Annotated in this window: 15 protein-coding genes; 8 read left to right on the forward strand and 7 right to left on the reverse strand. The window is 72.1% G+C overall.

What is annotated here, in order from left to right:
• Positions 1-189: 189 nt before the first annotated feature.
• Positions 190-1,416, reverse strand: coding sequence for a threonine ammonia-lyase (gene ilvA / locus SPRI_RS14345; protein ID WP_005312841.1), 1,227 nt, complete (start codon positions 1,414-1,416; stop codon positions 190-192).
• 247 nt (positions 1,417-1,663) lie between these two features.
• Between ilvA and SPRI_RS14350 the strand changes: the two genes are divergently transcribed.
• The 4 genes from SPRI_RS14350 (at position 1,664) to SPRI_RS14365 (ending at position 3,202) form a co-directional block, all read left to right on the forward strand.
• Positions 1,664-2,194 carry a MarR family winged helix-turn-helix transcriptional regulator gene (locus SPRI_RS14350; RefSeq protein WP_005312845.1) on the forward strand — a complete coding sequence of 177 codons (531 nt, stop codon included), beginning with the start codon at positions 1,664-1,666 and terminating at the stop codon, positions 2,192-2,194.
• Positions 2,195-2,247: 53 nt separating this feature from the next.
• Positions 2,248-2,700 (forward strand): sigma factor-like helix-turn-helix DNA-binding protein, encoded by a 453-nt coding sequence (locus SPRI_RS14355; protein WP_374987856.1) that lies wholly within the window; start codon positions 2,248-2,250, stop codon positions 2,698-2,700.
• Positions 2,697-2,948: a hypothetical protein gene (locus tag SPRI_RS14360; protein ID WP_005312851.1), complete on the forward strand. Its 252-nt coding sequence runs from the start codon at positions 2,697-2,699 to the stop codon at positions 2,946-2,948. The genes SPRI_RS14355 and SPRI_RS14360 overlap by 4 nt, the downstream gene beginning before the upstream one ends.
• A gap of 62 nt (positions 2,949-3,010) precedes the next feature.
• Complete coding sequence (locus SPRI_RS14365) at positions 3,011-3,202, forward strand: DUF1059 domain-containing protein (protein WP_005312854.1); 192 nt, start codon at positions 3,011-3,013, stop codon at positions 3,200-3,202.
• A 75-nt stretch (positions 3,203-3,277) separates the two neighbouring features.
• Here the strand turns inward: SPRI_RS14365 and SPRI_RS14370 are convergent, their stop codons facing one another.
• Positions 3,278-4,432: a cystathionine gamma-synthase gene (locus SPRI_RS14370; protein ID WP_005312857.1), complete on the reverse strand. Its 1,155-nt coding sequence runs from the start codon at positions 4,430-4,432 to the stop codon at positions 3,278-3,280.
• Positions 4,433-4,502: 70 nt separating this feature from the next.
• Between SPRI_RS14370 and SPRI_RS14375 the strand changes: the two genes are divergently transcribed.
• From SPRI_RS14375 to SPRI_RS14385, 3 genes are all read left to right on the forward strand, one after another.
• On the forward strand, positions 4,503-5,606 hold the full coding sequence (locus tag SPRI_RS14375; protein WP_005312859.1) for a hypothetical protein: 1,104 nt from the start codon (positions 4,503-4,505) through the stop codon (positions 5,604-5,606).
• Positions 5,607-5,716: 110 nt separating this feature from the next.
• Positions 5,717-6,379, forward strand: coding sequence for a peptide-methionine (S)-S-oxide reductase MsrA (gene msrA / locus SPRI_RS14380; protein WP_005312862.1), 663 nt, complete (start codon positions 5,717-5,719; stop codon positions 6,377-6,379).
• Positions 6,380-6,482: 103 nt separating this feature from the next.
• On the forward strand, positions 6,483-7,391 hold the full coding sequence (locus SPRI_RS14385) for a DUF5829 family protein (protein WP_005312865.1): 909 nt from the start codon (positions 6,483-6,485) through the stop codon (positions 7,389-7,391).
• Positions 7,392-7,411: 20 nt separating this feature from the next.
• Here the strand turns inward: SPRI_RS14385 and SPRI_RS14390 are convergent, their stop codons facing one another.
• Entirely contained in the window at positions 7,412-7,759 is a 348-nt protein-coding gene (locus SPRI_RS14390; protein WP_037773891.1) for a DoxX family protein, read from the reverse strand.
• Positions 7,760-8,118: 359 nt separating this feature from the next.
• Between SPRI_RS14390 and abc-f the strand changes: the two genes are divergently transcribed.
• The gene (gene abc-f, locus SPRI_RS14395; RefSeq protein ID WP_053556989.1) at positions 8,119-9,786 is read left to right on the forward strand and encodes a ribosomal protection-like ABC-F family protein; all 1,668 of its coding nucleotides are present in this window, start codon (positions 8,119-8,121) and stop codon (positions 9,784-9,786) included.
• A gap of 39 nt (positions 9,787-9,825) precedes the next feature.
• Here abc-f and SPRI_RS14400 read toward each other — a convergent pair whose 3' ends face one another.
• From SPRI_RS14400 to SPRI_RS14415, 4 genes are all read right to left on the reverse strand, one after another.
• Positions 9,826-10,248 carry a helix-turn-helix domain-containing protein gene (locus SPRI_RS14400; RefSeq protein WP_037773892.1) on the reverse strand — a complete coding sequence of 141 codons (423 nt, stop codon included), beginning with the start codon at positions 10,246-10,248 and terminating at the stop codon, positions 9,826-9,828.
• A gap of 183 nt (positions 10,249-10,431) precedes the next feature.
• Positions 10,432-10,785, reverse strand: coding sequence for a DUF1330 domain-containing protein (locus SPRI_RS14405; protein WP_005312874.1), 354 nt, complete (start codon positions 10,783-10,785; stop codon positions 10,432-10,434).
• Between the two features lie 100 nt (positions 10,786-10,885).
• A complete protein-coding gene (locus tag SPRI_RS14410) occupies positions 10,886-11,878 on the reverse strand; it encodes a GNAT family N-acetyltransferase (RefSeq protein ID WP_005312877.1) in 993 nt (330 codons plus the stop codon).
• Positions 11,879-12,009: 131 nt separating this feature from the next.
• Positions 12,010-13,278 carry a L,D-transpeptidase gene (locus SPRI_RS14415; protein WP_037773893.1) on the reverse strand — a complete coding sequence of 423 codons (1,269 nt, stop codon included), beginning with the start codon at positions 13,276-13,278 and terminating at the stop codon, positions 12,010-12,012.
• Positions 13,279-13,319: the final 41 nt, after the last annotated feature.

Below are 13,319 nucleotides of genomic sequence, written 5' to 3' on the forward strand. Positions count from 1 at the left end.
CTCCCATGGTGACGGGTGGAGTGGATCAGTGGTTGCGCGACAGGCCGGCTCGGCCCTCTCCCTTGGCGGGAGCATGGCAGGGGCCACACCATAACGCGATACATCGCGTCTCTCAAGAGGGTGTCGCGTCACGGCCCGCGCCGGGTATCGCGATACAGGCGCCTCGCCCTCCCGCCGCCGCGGAAGCGCTCAGCCCATGACCGTGTAACCCGCGGCGCGCAGGGTCGCCGCGACCTCCTCGCAGTGCTCGGGCCCCTTCGTCTCCAGGTGCAGCTCCACCTCCACCTCCGTGAGCCCGAGCCGGGGGTCGGTCCGTACATGGCTCACATCGAGAACATTGGCATCCGCCACTGACAACAGGCCGAGAAGACCGGCGAGAGCACCCGGCCGGTCCGTCAGCCGCAGCCGCAGCGACAGGTACCTGCCCGCCGCGGCCATGCCGTGCCGGAGGATGCGCTGCATCAGCAGCGGGTCCACGTTGCCGCCCGACAGCAGGGCGACGACCGGGCCCTCGAAGGATTTCGGATCGCTCAGCAGTGCCGCCACCGTGCTCGCGCCGGCCGGCTCGACGACCATCTTCATCCGCTCGAGACACAGCAGCAGCGCACTGGAGAGCGCGTCCTCGGAGACCGTACGAACCTCGTCGACAAGATCGCCAATGATTTTGAAGGGCACATCGCCCGGCCGCCCCACCTTGATGCCGTCCGCCATCGTCGACGGCCGCTCCACGGACACCGGACGCCCCGCCGCCAGTGACGGCGGATAGGCGGCGGCACCCTCGGCCTGGACGCCGATCAGCTTCACATCGGGCCGCAGCGCCCGCACCGCTACCGCGATCCCGGCGAGCAGCCCGCCCCCGCCGACACCGACGAGGATCGTCCGCACCTCCGGGCACTGCTCGAGGATCTCCAGTCCCACCGTCCCCTGCCCGGCGATGATGTCCGGGTGGTCGAAGGGGTGGATGAAGACGGCGCCCGTCTCCCGCGCGTACTCCTGCGCCGCGGCCAGCGTCTCGTCGACGACCTGCCCCTGCAGACGCACATCGGCCCCGTACTCCCTGGTCGCGGCGACCTTCGGCAGCGGGGCCCCGACCGGCATGAACACCGTGGAGCGCACCCCCAGCAGCGACGACGCCAGCGCCACCCCCTGCGCGTGGTTGCCCGCCGACGCGGCGACGACGCCTGCCGCCCGCTCCTCCTGCCGGAGGCCGGCGATCCGCACGTACGCGCCGCGCAGCTTGAAGGAGCCGGTGCGCTGGAGGTTCTCGCACTTGAGATGAACAGGCGCCCCCACCAGCTGCGACAGATGCCTGCTGCCCTCCATCGCCGTGACTCTGGCGACGCCGGACAGCATCTTCTGCGCCCCTCGGATGTCGTCGAGGATCACGGAAGGAATCTCGGGCGTACGGAAGCTCATGCTGCCAAGTCTGGCAGTTCGGGCCCCACCGGGCGGCCCCGTCCGCATCCCGGTCCGGCGACCGCCGCCCTCACCCGGGACGGGAGCCGCGGCGGAGCGGGCGGAAGGGCCCGGAGTCCGGCCGCGTAAGGGGCCCGTACCGGATTGTGCAGCGCAGGTACGCGGGGACCCGGGGCCGCGTACTCTGTCCCCCACCAACCGACCACCGCACAAGAGAGCCCCCGCAGCCATGCCCACTTCTCAGGACATGACGACCACTGCGTCTGCCTCTCGGGGGACCTCCCCCGAACCCGCCGGCGGCCCCGGTCTCCTCGATGCCCTCCAGCACCAGGTGGCCGTGTTCGCACGCCGCGCGGAACAGACACGGCTCGGCGGAGTCGGCCAGGTCCGCAACTCGATGGACCGTGCCGCGTACCTGCTGCTCAACCGCCTGGACCTCGAAGGTCCGATGGGCGTGAAGGCACTGGCCGCCGGCATGGGGATCGATTCCTCGACCGTCACCAGGCAGGTGGCGCCGCTCGTCGACAGCGGCCTGGTCAAACGCACCTCCCACCCGGAGGACGGCCGTGCGGTCGTGCTCCAGCTGTCCCCGCGCGGCCGGGCCAAGCTCGAAGAGGTCCGCGACTCTCGCCGCGAACTGATGGCCCAGGTGACGGACGGCTGGACGGAGAGCGAGCGGGAATCGTTCTGCACTCTGCTCACCCGTTTCAACACGGCCCTCTCCGCCCGCCAGGCCGGCCTTCCCGCCGCTGAGACGGAGACGCCGCAGACCTCTTGACCCAGGGCCGTCGCCGGGCCCTATATGAGGACGTGAGCGAGCGGAATTCAGCCATGGACCGCCGTCGCGCCCGTGAGTTCGATGCCTTCGTGGCGGGCGCGTCGAGCCGACTGCTGCACGCCGCGACCCTGCTCACCGCCGAGCCCCCGACCGCCAATCCGCTGGCACAGCGGCTGCTGACCGGTGCCCTGGCCCGCACCTACGCGCGCTGGGACCGGCTGCGCGGCGAGGACCCGTACAACCGCACCCGCCAGGAACTCGCCCTCCGCTTCGCCCGCAGCGCCTGGCGCTACCACCGGGTGCGTGGCGGGGTGCTCGACCGCCTCACCCCGCAGGAACGCCTGATCCTCGTGCTGCGCCTGTACGAGGGGGTCGAGGAGGAGCAGACGGCCGCGATCATCGGACTTCCCGCGGACCGGGTGCGGGCCATCTGCAGCCGTGCCGTATCCGCCATGCGCAGCGCCCGCCGGGCCCCCGGCCGCCCGCTTTTGAGGACGGCGTCATGAACGGCCCGGAACGCAAGGAGGACGAGGTCAGGCGGCTGATGGACGTCCCCCATCCCGTGGTCCCCGCCGGCCTCGGCCCGCGCGCCGCGGAACAGGGAGCACGGCTGCTGCGCCGCCACCGGGCGGTCCGCCGGGCGTGGATCGGGCTGCTGGTCGTGCTGGTGATCGCGTGCGTGGTGTGGGCGACGGTCACCGAACCGTGGACGGTGCCTCCCTCGGTCACGACACCGCCGCTCGAAGGCTGGTAGCGGCCGCTCGTCGCGGATCTACCCTGAAAGAGGGGCGCGACGAACGAGCCCAGGAGGCCGTCATGACCAGGAAAGTCGCCGACTGCCGCAACACTCCCAGCGTCTCCGGATGCACCCTCACCATCAGCGGTGAGGAGGAGGAAGTCGTGCGGGCGGCCGTGGAGCACGCCGTCTCCGTGCACGAGCACACCGACAGCCCCGAGCTGAGGCAGATGGTGCGCGATTCGCTGCAGGACGAGAAGGCCCACGTCTGACCGGATCCCGGTCCGGCTCCGTCGGCCCAAACGGCCCCGGCGGGTTCACCGGGGCCGACGGAGCACCGGGGCACGTCAGCCCAGCGCCTGCTGGAGATCGGCGAGCAGGTCGTCCGCCGCCTCGATGCCCACGGAGAGACGGACCAGATCCGCCGGCACCTCCAGGGCGGAGCCCACGACGGACGCGTGCGTCATCCGGCCCGGGTGCTCGATCAGCGACTCCACACCGCCCAGCGACTCGCCCAGCGTGAACAGCTTCGCCCGGTTGCAGACCTCGACCGCCGCCTGCTCGCCGCCCTGCACACGGAACGAGACCATGCCGCCGAACGCCCGCATCTGCTTCGCCGCGACCTCGTGACCCGGGTGCTCCGGCAGACCCGGGTAGAGGACCTGGGTGACCTTCGGGTGGCTGGTGAGCATCTCCGCGACCCGTGTCGCGTTCTCGCTGTGGCGGTCCATGCGCACCGGCAGCGTCTTGATGCCGCGCAGCACCAGCCACGCGTCGAACGGGCCGGCGACCGCGCCCATCGCGTTCTGGTGGTACGCCAGCTCCTCGCCCAGCTCGGCGTCCGCGGCGATCAGCCCACCGCCCACGACGTCCGAGTGACCGCCCATGTACTTGGTCAGCGAGTGCACGACGACGTCGGCGCCGAGCGCGATCGGCTGCTGGAGGTACGGGCTGGCGAAGGTGTTGTCGACGACGAGCTTCGCGCCCGCCGTGCGGGCGATGTCCGCGACGGCCGCGATGTCGGTGATGCCGAGCAGCGGGTTCGACGGCGTCTCGACCCAGATCACCTTCGTACGGTCGGTGACCGAGGCGCGCACCGCCGACGGGTCGGAGGTGTCGGCCACGGAGAAGTCGACACCCCACCGCTCGACCACCTTGGCGAAGAGCCGGAACGTGCCGCCGTACGCGTCGTTCGGGATCACCACGTGGTCGCCGGGGCGCAGCAGCGTACGCAGCAGGCAGTCCTCGGCCGCGAGCCCGGAGGCGAAGGCCAGACCCCGGCGTCCGCCCTCGATCGCGGCGAGGTTCTCCTCCAGCGCGGTGCGCGTCGGGTTGGCGCTGCGGCTGTACTCGTAACCGCCGCGCAGACCGCCCACGCCGTCCTGCTTGTAGGTGGACACCTGATAGATGGGCGGTACGACCGCGCCGGTCAGCGGGTCCGCGGTGTTGCCCGCATGGATGGCGCGGGTCTCGAAGCTGTGGAAGCTGTGCTGGTCGCTCATGAGGCCCGAGCGTAGTCCGGTGCGGGACCGGCCGTGGCCGCACACCACAGGCGTCCGGGACAATGGGCGCATGGAGATTCTCTGGTTCCTGATCGCACTGTGCATGCTGACCGCGATCATCGGCCCCGTCGTGCTGCGCCGCCGGAACGGCATCCGGCTCGCCGTGCCCGGCTCGCCCGACGCCGCCGACCCGGACAACTACGGATTCGTACGCCAGGAGCAGCTGGACGTCCGGATGCCCGGACCGGACCAGGACCTCCTCGACGTGCTGGACGTCGTCCAGCGGACCCAGGACTGGAAGGCCGCCTCCCAGCTGCTCGCGGGCACGCCGAAGGAGGGCGAGCGGCGCTGGCAGCGCGTCCAGGCCTTCGCCGGGGCCGCGTCCCTGGAGCTGGCGCAGCAGCCCGGCACCGGCGGCGCGTGGCTTCGCAGGTGGCGCTCGGAGGCGCCGAAGGACGCGGGCGCGGCGCAGGTGCACGCCGAGTTCCTGGTGCAGCAGGCGTGGCGCTCGTCGTCCGTCGGCGCGGACGACTTCCGGATCATCCTGGAGGAGGCCCGGACCGTCTGCGGCGAGGCCGCGCTGCTCGCGCCCGGCGACCCCGTCCCGTACATCATCGAGCTGGCCGTCGCCCGTGGACTCGGCTACGGCCCCGAGCAGTTCGACCAGCTCTGGGCGAAGGTCATCGACCGCGCGCCCGACCACATGGGCGCCCACCTCGCCGCCCTGCACCACTTGTGCGAGAAGTGGCACGGCTCCCGGGAGGAGGCCGACCACTTCGCCACGACGGCCGCGGCCCGCGCCCCGCGGGGGTCTCTGCTGGCGGCCCTGCCGCTCTTCGCGGTCTACGAGCACCTGCCCGAGGTGAACCTCGTGCGCTCCTTCTACCAGAGCGCGGTGGTCACCAGGGCCATGGAGGGCGCGCTGTTCGCGGTGCACTCCGCCCGCCCGGACGACCCGATGCTCGCGCACGTACGCCACCTGCTGATCGTCTTCCTGGTGAACTCCGAGCGGTGGGCGGAGGCGATGCACCAGCTCGTGCAGGTCGACGGCCACGTGGGCGCGCTGCCCTGGACGACGGAGCCGGACCCCGCGGCCGCGTACACGGTGTACCGCAACCTCGCGGTCGCCGGTTACGAGGCGAACGGCGGCAGCCCGGCGACACTGCTGCACTGAGCGCCTCTCGGCGGCTGCCGGGCGCGGGGGAGTCCCGGACGGGCGCGGGTGGAATTCCGGACGGCACCGGGACGTTGTTCCGGTGCCGTCACCGTGAAGGAGAACCAGCCATGCTCTTCGGCCGTACGCCCGTGCTGCCCACCCCCGAGCAGGCCCTCAAGGGCCGCCCGGAGCCGACCTTCACGGTCCCCGACCGTCACACCGTCCTCGGCAACCCCCTGCTCGGCCCCTACCCGGAGCACCTGGAGATCGCGGACTTCGCGCTCGGCTGCTTCTGGGGTGCGGAGCGCAAGTTCTGGCAGACGCCGGGTGTGTGGACGACGCTCGTCGGCTACCAGGGCGGCTACACGCAGAACCCGACGTACGAGGAGGCCTGCTCGGGCCTGACCGGCCACACGGAGGCGGTCCGCGTCGTCTTCGACCCGTCGGTGGTTCCGTACGAGTCGCTGCTGAAGCTCTTCTGGGAGTCCCACAACCCGACCCAGGGCTTCCGCCAGGGCAACGACGTGGGCACCCAGTACCGCTCGGCCATCCACACCCACTCCCCCGCCCAGGCCACGGCCGCGGCGGCGTCCCGCGACGCCTACCAGAAGGTCCTGACGGGCTCCGGCTACGGCACGATCACCACGGAGATCCTCCCGGCGGAGGGCCGGCCCTTCTATCCGGCCGAGGCCTACCACCAGCAGTACCTGGACAAGAACCCGGCCGGCTACTGCGGCATCGGCGGTACGGGCGTCTCCTGCCCGATCGGTGTGGCACGCGCCGAGGGCTGAGCCCCCGCCCGGCCGCGGCAGGGGACGGGCTTGCGCGAATCGAGGGCGGACGCGCCGTGGTCCTCCTACGATCCCTGGCATGCTGCTTCGCCGGGTATTACAGATGACCATGGTCCTCGTGCTGGCCCTCGCGGGGGCGGTCGGGGGCCTCACGGGGCCGGCGCTGGCCGATGAGGGCCCGCCGCCGGCCGATCGGCAGTTGCTCTTCTACAACCACGCCTACGGGGTGCTCGACCGGGAGACCGCCGACGCCGTCGAGCACTCCGGGTATCTGCGCGACTTCGCCAACTTCCAGGTCCGCACCACGACCGGGGCCGACGGGCGGACCTGGACCGGTCGCTATCTGATGGGGCGCGAGACCTATCTCGAACTCTTCGGGGAGGGCGACCTGCCCGGCCAGGACGGCACTTCGGGCGCCGCCGGGCTGGGGCTGTCGACCGAGCGGGCCGGTGACCTGGCCACGGTGACCGGGCGGCTGCGCGACCAGGGCGTCGAACCGGTGGAGTTCCGGCAGACCCGGGACTTCGGCGACGGTGTGCCGGTGCCGTGGTTCGACGCCGTGTTCACCACCACCACGTACGACGCCTTCGGCGCCTGGGGGATGGAGTACCTGCCGGAGTACTTCGCCGACCCGCGCGGCAACACCGAGCCGGCCTCCTACCCCGGTGACGTCGGCCGCGAGCGCTATCTGTCCGACGACTACCAGGACCGCCTGATGCGCGACGTGACCTACGTCCACCTCGGGGTCACGGAGACGGACCTCGGGAACACGGTGCCGCTGCTGCGGGCCGGCGGGTTCGTCGTCCGGCCCGTGCCCGGCGGTGTCCTCGCGGTGCGGGGCGGCACCACGCTGCGGCTCGACTCCGTGCCGCGGGACCGGGCGGGTCTGCGTCAGGTCGGTATGTCGCTCAACCGGTCCGTGGATCACCGGCACGAGGAGCGGATCGGCCGTTCCACCCTCGTCGTCGGGCCGGGCTCCCACGCCGTGTGGACCTTCGGCGGGACGCCGTAGGAGGGATCCCGAGGGACCCTTCAGGCGGCCTGCCCGAGTGCCAGTGCCGCGACCACCGGGGCCGCGTACACCAGCGGGAACGGGATGTGCGCGTACCAGCGCGCCCGGACCACGGTGGCGACGGCCCCGGTGAAGTACAGCACCAGCCCGGCCCCGGCCAGGACGCCGACGACCGGCACGAACAGGCCCGCGAGCAGGCCCACGGCCCCGGCCGCCTTGGCCGTGCCGAGCCAGGGCAGCCAGGTCATGGGGACGCCGTAGTCGGCCATGGGCCGCACGACCCATTGGGTGCGCAGGAAGACGGAGACGGCCGAGAATCCCACCATGGCGGCGGCCAGGACGGTGACGACGGCTTGGGCGGTGGACATCACGGATGCTCCCCTCGGGCGGGCGCCGGAGCGGGTCGCTCCGGCCGGGTCTTGCGTACGTCACTGCCATGACCCGCCGGAGGGCGGGGATGTGACAGCGCACCGCCACGGGATCCGGCGGCCGGCGGCCGCCGCCGTCCTCGGTCCCGGCCGCCGCGACGGTGATGGCAGACTGGACGTATGGGTTCGCACAAGCACTACTTCTTTCTCTGATTCCGGACGCGGACGCAGCGTGCGAGTCGTAGGACTCCGCTGACGTCCCTCCCGCGTCCGTCCGACAGCACCCGGCCCTGCCCCGGCATGCCCGCAGGCGCACTGCGCCCATGCCGCCGGGCGGGCCTGTCACCCAGGGAAAGACCATGCGCGAACGCGCCCGACTGACCATGAAAGACGTCTCCAAGGCCTACGACGGCCGTGCCGTCCTCGATCAGGTGTCGCTGACCGTGCGGCCCGGTGAACGCGCCTGCGTCATCGGTGAGAACGGCTCCGGCAAGTCGACACTTCTGCGGCTCATGGCCGGTGAGGAGGCACCCGACACCGGTGTGATCACGATCAGCGCGCCCGGCGGCACCGGGCATCTCGACCAGACCCTCGAGCGGACGCTCGGGCTCGGCCCCGGCCACACCGTCGGGGACGCCGTCGACACGGCGCTCGCCGAACTGCGCGACCTCGAACGGAGGATGCGGCAGGCGGAGGCGTCCCTCGCCGACGCGGACGAGGACGGACTCGCCGCCTACGGGGAACTGCTCACGGCCTTCGAGGAGCGCGGCGGCTACGAGGCCGACGCACGGACCGACGCCGCCCTGCACGCGCTCGGCCTGGGCGGGCTGCCGCCCGGGCGGCGGCTCGGCTCCCTCTCCGGCGGGGAGCAGTCACGGCTCTCCCTGGCGTGTGTGCTGGCCGCCTCCCCCGAACTGCTGCTCCTCGACGAGCCGACCAACCATCTGGACCGGCAGGCCACCGAATGGCTCGAGGAGCAGCTGCGCGGCCACCGCGGCACGGTGGTGGCCGTCACCCACGACCGGGCCTTCCTCGAACGGGTCGCCACCACGATCCTCGAGGTCGACCGCGACACCCGCGCCGTTCACCGCCACGGCGACGGCTGGGCGGGCCACCGGGCGGCGAAGGCCGCCGCCCGCCGCCGCCGGGAGCAGGAGTACGAACAGTGGCTGGACGAACTGGCGCGTACGCGGGAGCTGGTGGCGGCTTCGGGACAGCGCCTGGCGGCGACGGGGAAGGATCCGCGTCAGGGCTTCGGCAAGCACCGCCGGTCGCACGAGGCGAAGCTGTCGGGCCGGGTCAGGGCGGCACGGCAGCGTCTCGAACGGCTCGAGCGGGAGCCGGTCGCCGCGCCGGTGCCGCCGCTGCGGTTCACCGCACGGCCGCGCACGTCGGGCCGCTCGGGGCTGCTCGCCGAGCTCACGGACATCGGGGTCGGTGACCGGCTGCGGCTCGCGGGTCTGCGGCTGGAGCCGGGGCAGCGGCTGCTGGTGACCGGCCCGAACGGCGCGGGCAAGACGACACTGCTGCGGGTGCTCGCCGGGGAACTGCGCCCGGACGAGGGCACGGTGCGGCACGGGGAGCGGGTCACGATCTGCCATCTCGCGCAGGAGCTGCCCGCGGCCCCGCCCCGCGGACCGCTGCTGTCGGCCTATGCGGCGGGCCGGCCGGGTCCGCCGGAGGAGTTCGCCGACGAGTTGCTCGGCCTGGGCCTGTTCCGCGAGGTGGATCTGGACGTACCGGTCCCCGCGCTGTCCGTGGGTCAGCAGCGGCGGCTCCAACTGGCCCGCCTGCTGGCGTCACCGGCCGATCTGCTCGTTCTGGACGAGCCGACGAACCACATGGCGCCCGACCTGATGGAGGAGCTGGAGGAGGCGCTGGCGGCGTACGAGGGCGCCGTGGTCGCGGTGTCCCACGACCGGCGCTTCTGCGACGCGTTCACCGGCGACCGGCTGGAGCTCCGCGCCGGCCGCGCGGTGGAGCACGGTGGCACCGCCGGCCAGGACGGAGGCACCGCCTCCTCCTGACCGGCCGTCAGCAGCCGCCGCCGCTGCCTGCCCTGACGGTCACGCGGCGAGGCGCACGTCGCCCTGCCGTGCCGCCCCCACGGTCCGGCCGAACCGGGCCGTGGTGGAGCGGGCCGTGGTGGAGCGGGCCGGGCGGACGAGCTCGCGGTGGGACAGGGCCAGCAGGTCCGCGAGGCCGAAGCCGAGGGCGTGCGCGGTGGCGGCGAGGATCTCGGAGGATGCCTCCTTGCGGCCGCGTTCGAGCTCGGAGAGGTAGGGCACCGAGATCCGGGCGGCGTCCGCCACGTCCTTCAGGGTGCGGTCCTGCGCCAGCCGCTCACGGCGCAGGACCGCGCCGACGACATCCCGCCACAGCGGCTCCCTGGGCGCCTGCCCCGGTGCCGGTACCGGCCCGCCGGGGGCGGGTGCCGCGGCCGGGCGCAGGGGAACGACACGGGCTCGGTTCGTCTCGTGGCTGCTCACCCGTCCAGCGTAGAAGCGCCGCAACGCGCTGTGGAGCAGGAGCGGTTGCGCCAGGGGCGAAACCCGGCGTGACCCGGCCCGTGTCAGGCGGCTGCCGCGGGTCGTCCCGGACGCCCGCGGCGGTTCGCGGTTCGGCGGGCCGCCGTCTCGGCCGTGCCCGGCACGGTTTGGACGGGCCGGCGGTCAGGAGACCGCCTCCTGCGCCTGGCGCAGGCGGGCCGCCGTGGCCGAGGCGTCGTATCCGGGGGCGACTCCGTCGACGAGGATGATGTCGCCCGCCATGTGGCGGGTGCGCAGCGGTATCAGCTCCTGGTAGGCGGGCGACTCGTACCAGTCGCGCGCCTGACGCAGCGTCGGGAAGCCGATGACGACCAGCGCGCCGGGCCACTCGCCCTCGCGTACCTCGAGGGTCGCGCCGTGGACGAGGAAGCGGCCTTCGTAGGGGTCGAGGGTCGACTGGATGCGCTCCATGTAGTCGAGGACCTCGTCATCGAGGCGGGCGGCGGGCTGCAGGTTGCCGACGGCGTACGCGGTCATGGTGTCCTCCCGTGGATCGGCGGCTCGATGTGCCTCCAGCCTGCCGGGAGAGGGCGCGCCTGGCGATTACCTGCCGGGTAAGGGGCCGGGGCCGGAGCGCTCACAGCTTGGTCTGGAAGTACGCGATCTCACGTTCGCGCCGGTAGCCGAGCTGTTCGTTGACCTTCAGCATCGGGCCGTTGTCGTCGGCGACGGTCGTGGCCGTCTCGCGTACGGCGGGCCACTCGGTGGCCACGACGCCCATCATGTGGCGCTTGACGGCCAGGCCGAGACCGCGGCCCCGGTGAGCGGGCACGACGACCGTGTCGTACTGCATGGCCCGGACGTCGGACGGGTCGCGCAGCACCAGTTCGGTGTAGGCGGCGACGGTGTCGGCGCCGTCGGCCGTGTGCACGACGGCCGCGGAGAGTATGACGCCGCCGCGGTCCTCGATCACGCGGGCGGCGGCCCGTACCCGTGCCGCGTCCCACTTGGGCACGGACTGGTCCACGTCCCCCATCGGCGCGTCCTCCATGGCGTTGTGGGCCCCGGCGAAGGCGTCGGCGAGCCCGTCGGGCACGACACCGGTCCAGTGGGCGTAGGCGTACCCGTCAGGGAGGGTGGGCCGCACCGCGTGGGCGTCCGGCGCGTCCTCGAGCTTCTGCACGTACCAGGCCATCCGAAGGGCGTTGTCGAAGCCGTGGCGGGAGGCGAACCGCTCGCCGGGCCCGTCGAGTTCGATCATCGTGGAGACGGAGGTGCGGCCGTCCGCGGCGAGATCGTCGCGTACGGCCGCCCAGAGCAGGGTCCCGACCCCGCGGCGTCTGGCCCTCGGGTGGACGGCCAACTGGTCGAGGAACGCGGTGTGCTGATTGTTCCCGTCACCGAAGAGCACCACCGAGGCCACGCCGTCGTACGAGCCGTCGGCCGCCACGGCCACGTGGTGGACGGTCCGGCCGTTCACCGACGAGGTCCGCAGCTTCCCCTCGGTCTCCACCCGGCCCGGCGGGGGCACGTGCCCGGGAAGGTCGTGGAGGTGCGCGGCGCGGACCACGGTGTGCCAGGCGTCCACGGCGGAGTCGGAGGGCGGCGTGGGGAGGGGGGCGATCGTCATGCCGGGGACAGTACGTCCCGCTCCCACGGGGCCGCTCGGGAATTTCGACCGCCGCCCGCGCGGGCGGCCGGAAAACGACGACGGTGGCGGCCCCCTCGCGGGTGCCGCCACCGTCAGGTGTCACGGGCGGGTCAGACGGCGGAGCCGGCCTTCCACTGCGCCCAGTCCATGTTCCAGCCGTTCAGGCCGTTGTCCGGCTTGATGGTGGTGTCCTTGGAGTTCTTGACGATGACGACGTCACCGATGATCGAGCTGTTGTAGAACCAGGCGGCGGGCTGCTTGGCGTCGCCGGCGCCCTTGACGTCGTTCAGGCCCACGCAGCCGTGGCTGGTGTTGGCGCTGCCGAAGACGGAGTCGGGTCCCCAGTAGTTGCCGTGGATGAACGTGCCCGACGTGGACAGCCGCATGGCGTGCGGGACGTCCTTGATGTCGTACTCGCCCTTGCCGTCGTCGTCGGTGAAGCCGACCGTCGCACCGTTCATCCGGGTCTCCTTGAACTTCTCGGAGATCACCATCTGACCGTTGTAGGTCGGGTTCTCGGAGGAGCCGGCGGAGATCGGGATGGTCTTGATCGTCTTGCCGTCCTGCGTGACCGTCATGATCTTGCTGGCGGCGTCGACGGTGGAGACCTGGTTGCGGCCGATCTTGAAGGTGACCGTCTTCTGCTGCACGCCGTAGACGCCGTCGGCGCCCTCGACGCCGTCGAGCTCGAGCTTCATGGTGACGGTCGAGCCCTCTGCCCAGTACTGCTCGGGGCGGAAGTCGAGGCGCTGGCTGTTGAACCAGTGGCCGACGACCTCCTGGCCGCTGCTGGACGTCACGGTGATCTTGGACTGGACGGCCTTGCGGTCCGTGATCGCCTTGTTGAAGTTGATCGACACGGGCATGCCGACGCCGACGGTGGAGCCGTCCTCCGGCGTGAAGTTGCCGATGAAGCTGTTGGCCGGCGAGACGGTCGTGAACGACGCGTTCTCGTGGGCCTCGAGGCCGTCGGCGTCCTTGGCCGTGGCGGAGATCTTGTACGTGGTCGAGCGCTCCAGCTGGGCGTCGGGCTTCCAGCTCTTGCCGTCGGCGGCGAGGGTTCCGGCAACGGCGGTGCCGTCGGCGGTCGTCATCGTGACCTCGGACAGGGTGCCGTCGGTGACGGTGACCTTGGCCGCGTTGTTGATGCTCGCGTTGGTCGTGCCGTTCTTCGGCGAGATCGCTATTCGCGCCTTGGAGACCTCCTTGGCGGCGGCCTCGTCGATCTGCGCCTGTGACGTCTTCGAGGTCCCGGCAGCCGCGTCCTTCTCTTCCCCGCCGCCGCTGCAGGCCGACAGGGCCAGCACGCCCCCGAGCAGCGCGGATGCGATCTTCCATCCGCTGCGCCGCTTGCTGTCCGTCATCACACGCGTCTCCATCGTTGCCGAGTCCCCTGATCAACCACTGTGGACAACCCCCA

It is taken from the genome of Streptomyces pristinaespiralis (assembly GCF_001278075.1).
Lineage (GTDB): Bacteria > Actinomycetota > Actinomycetes > Streptomycetales > Streptomycetaceae > Streptomyces > Streptomyces pristinaespiralis.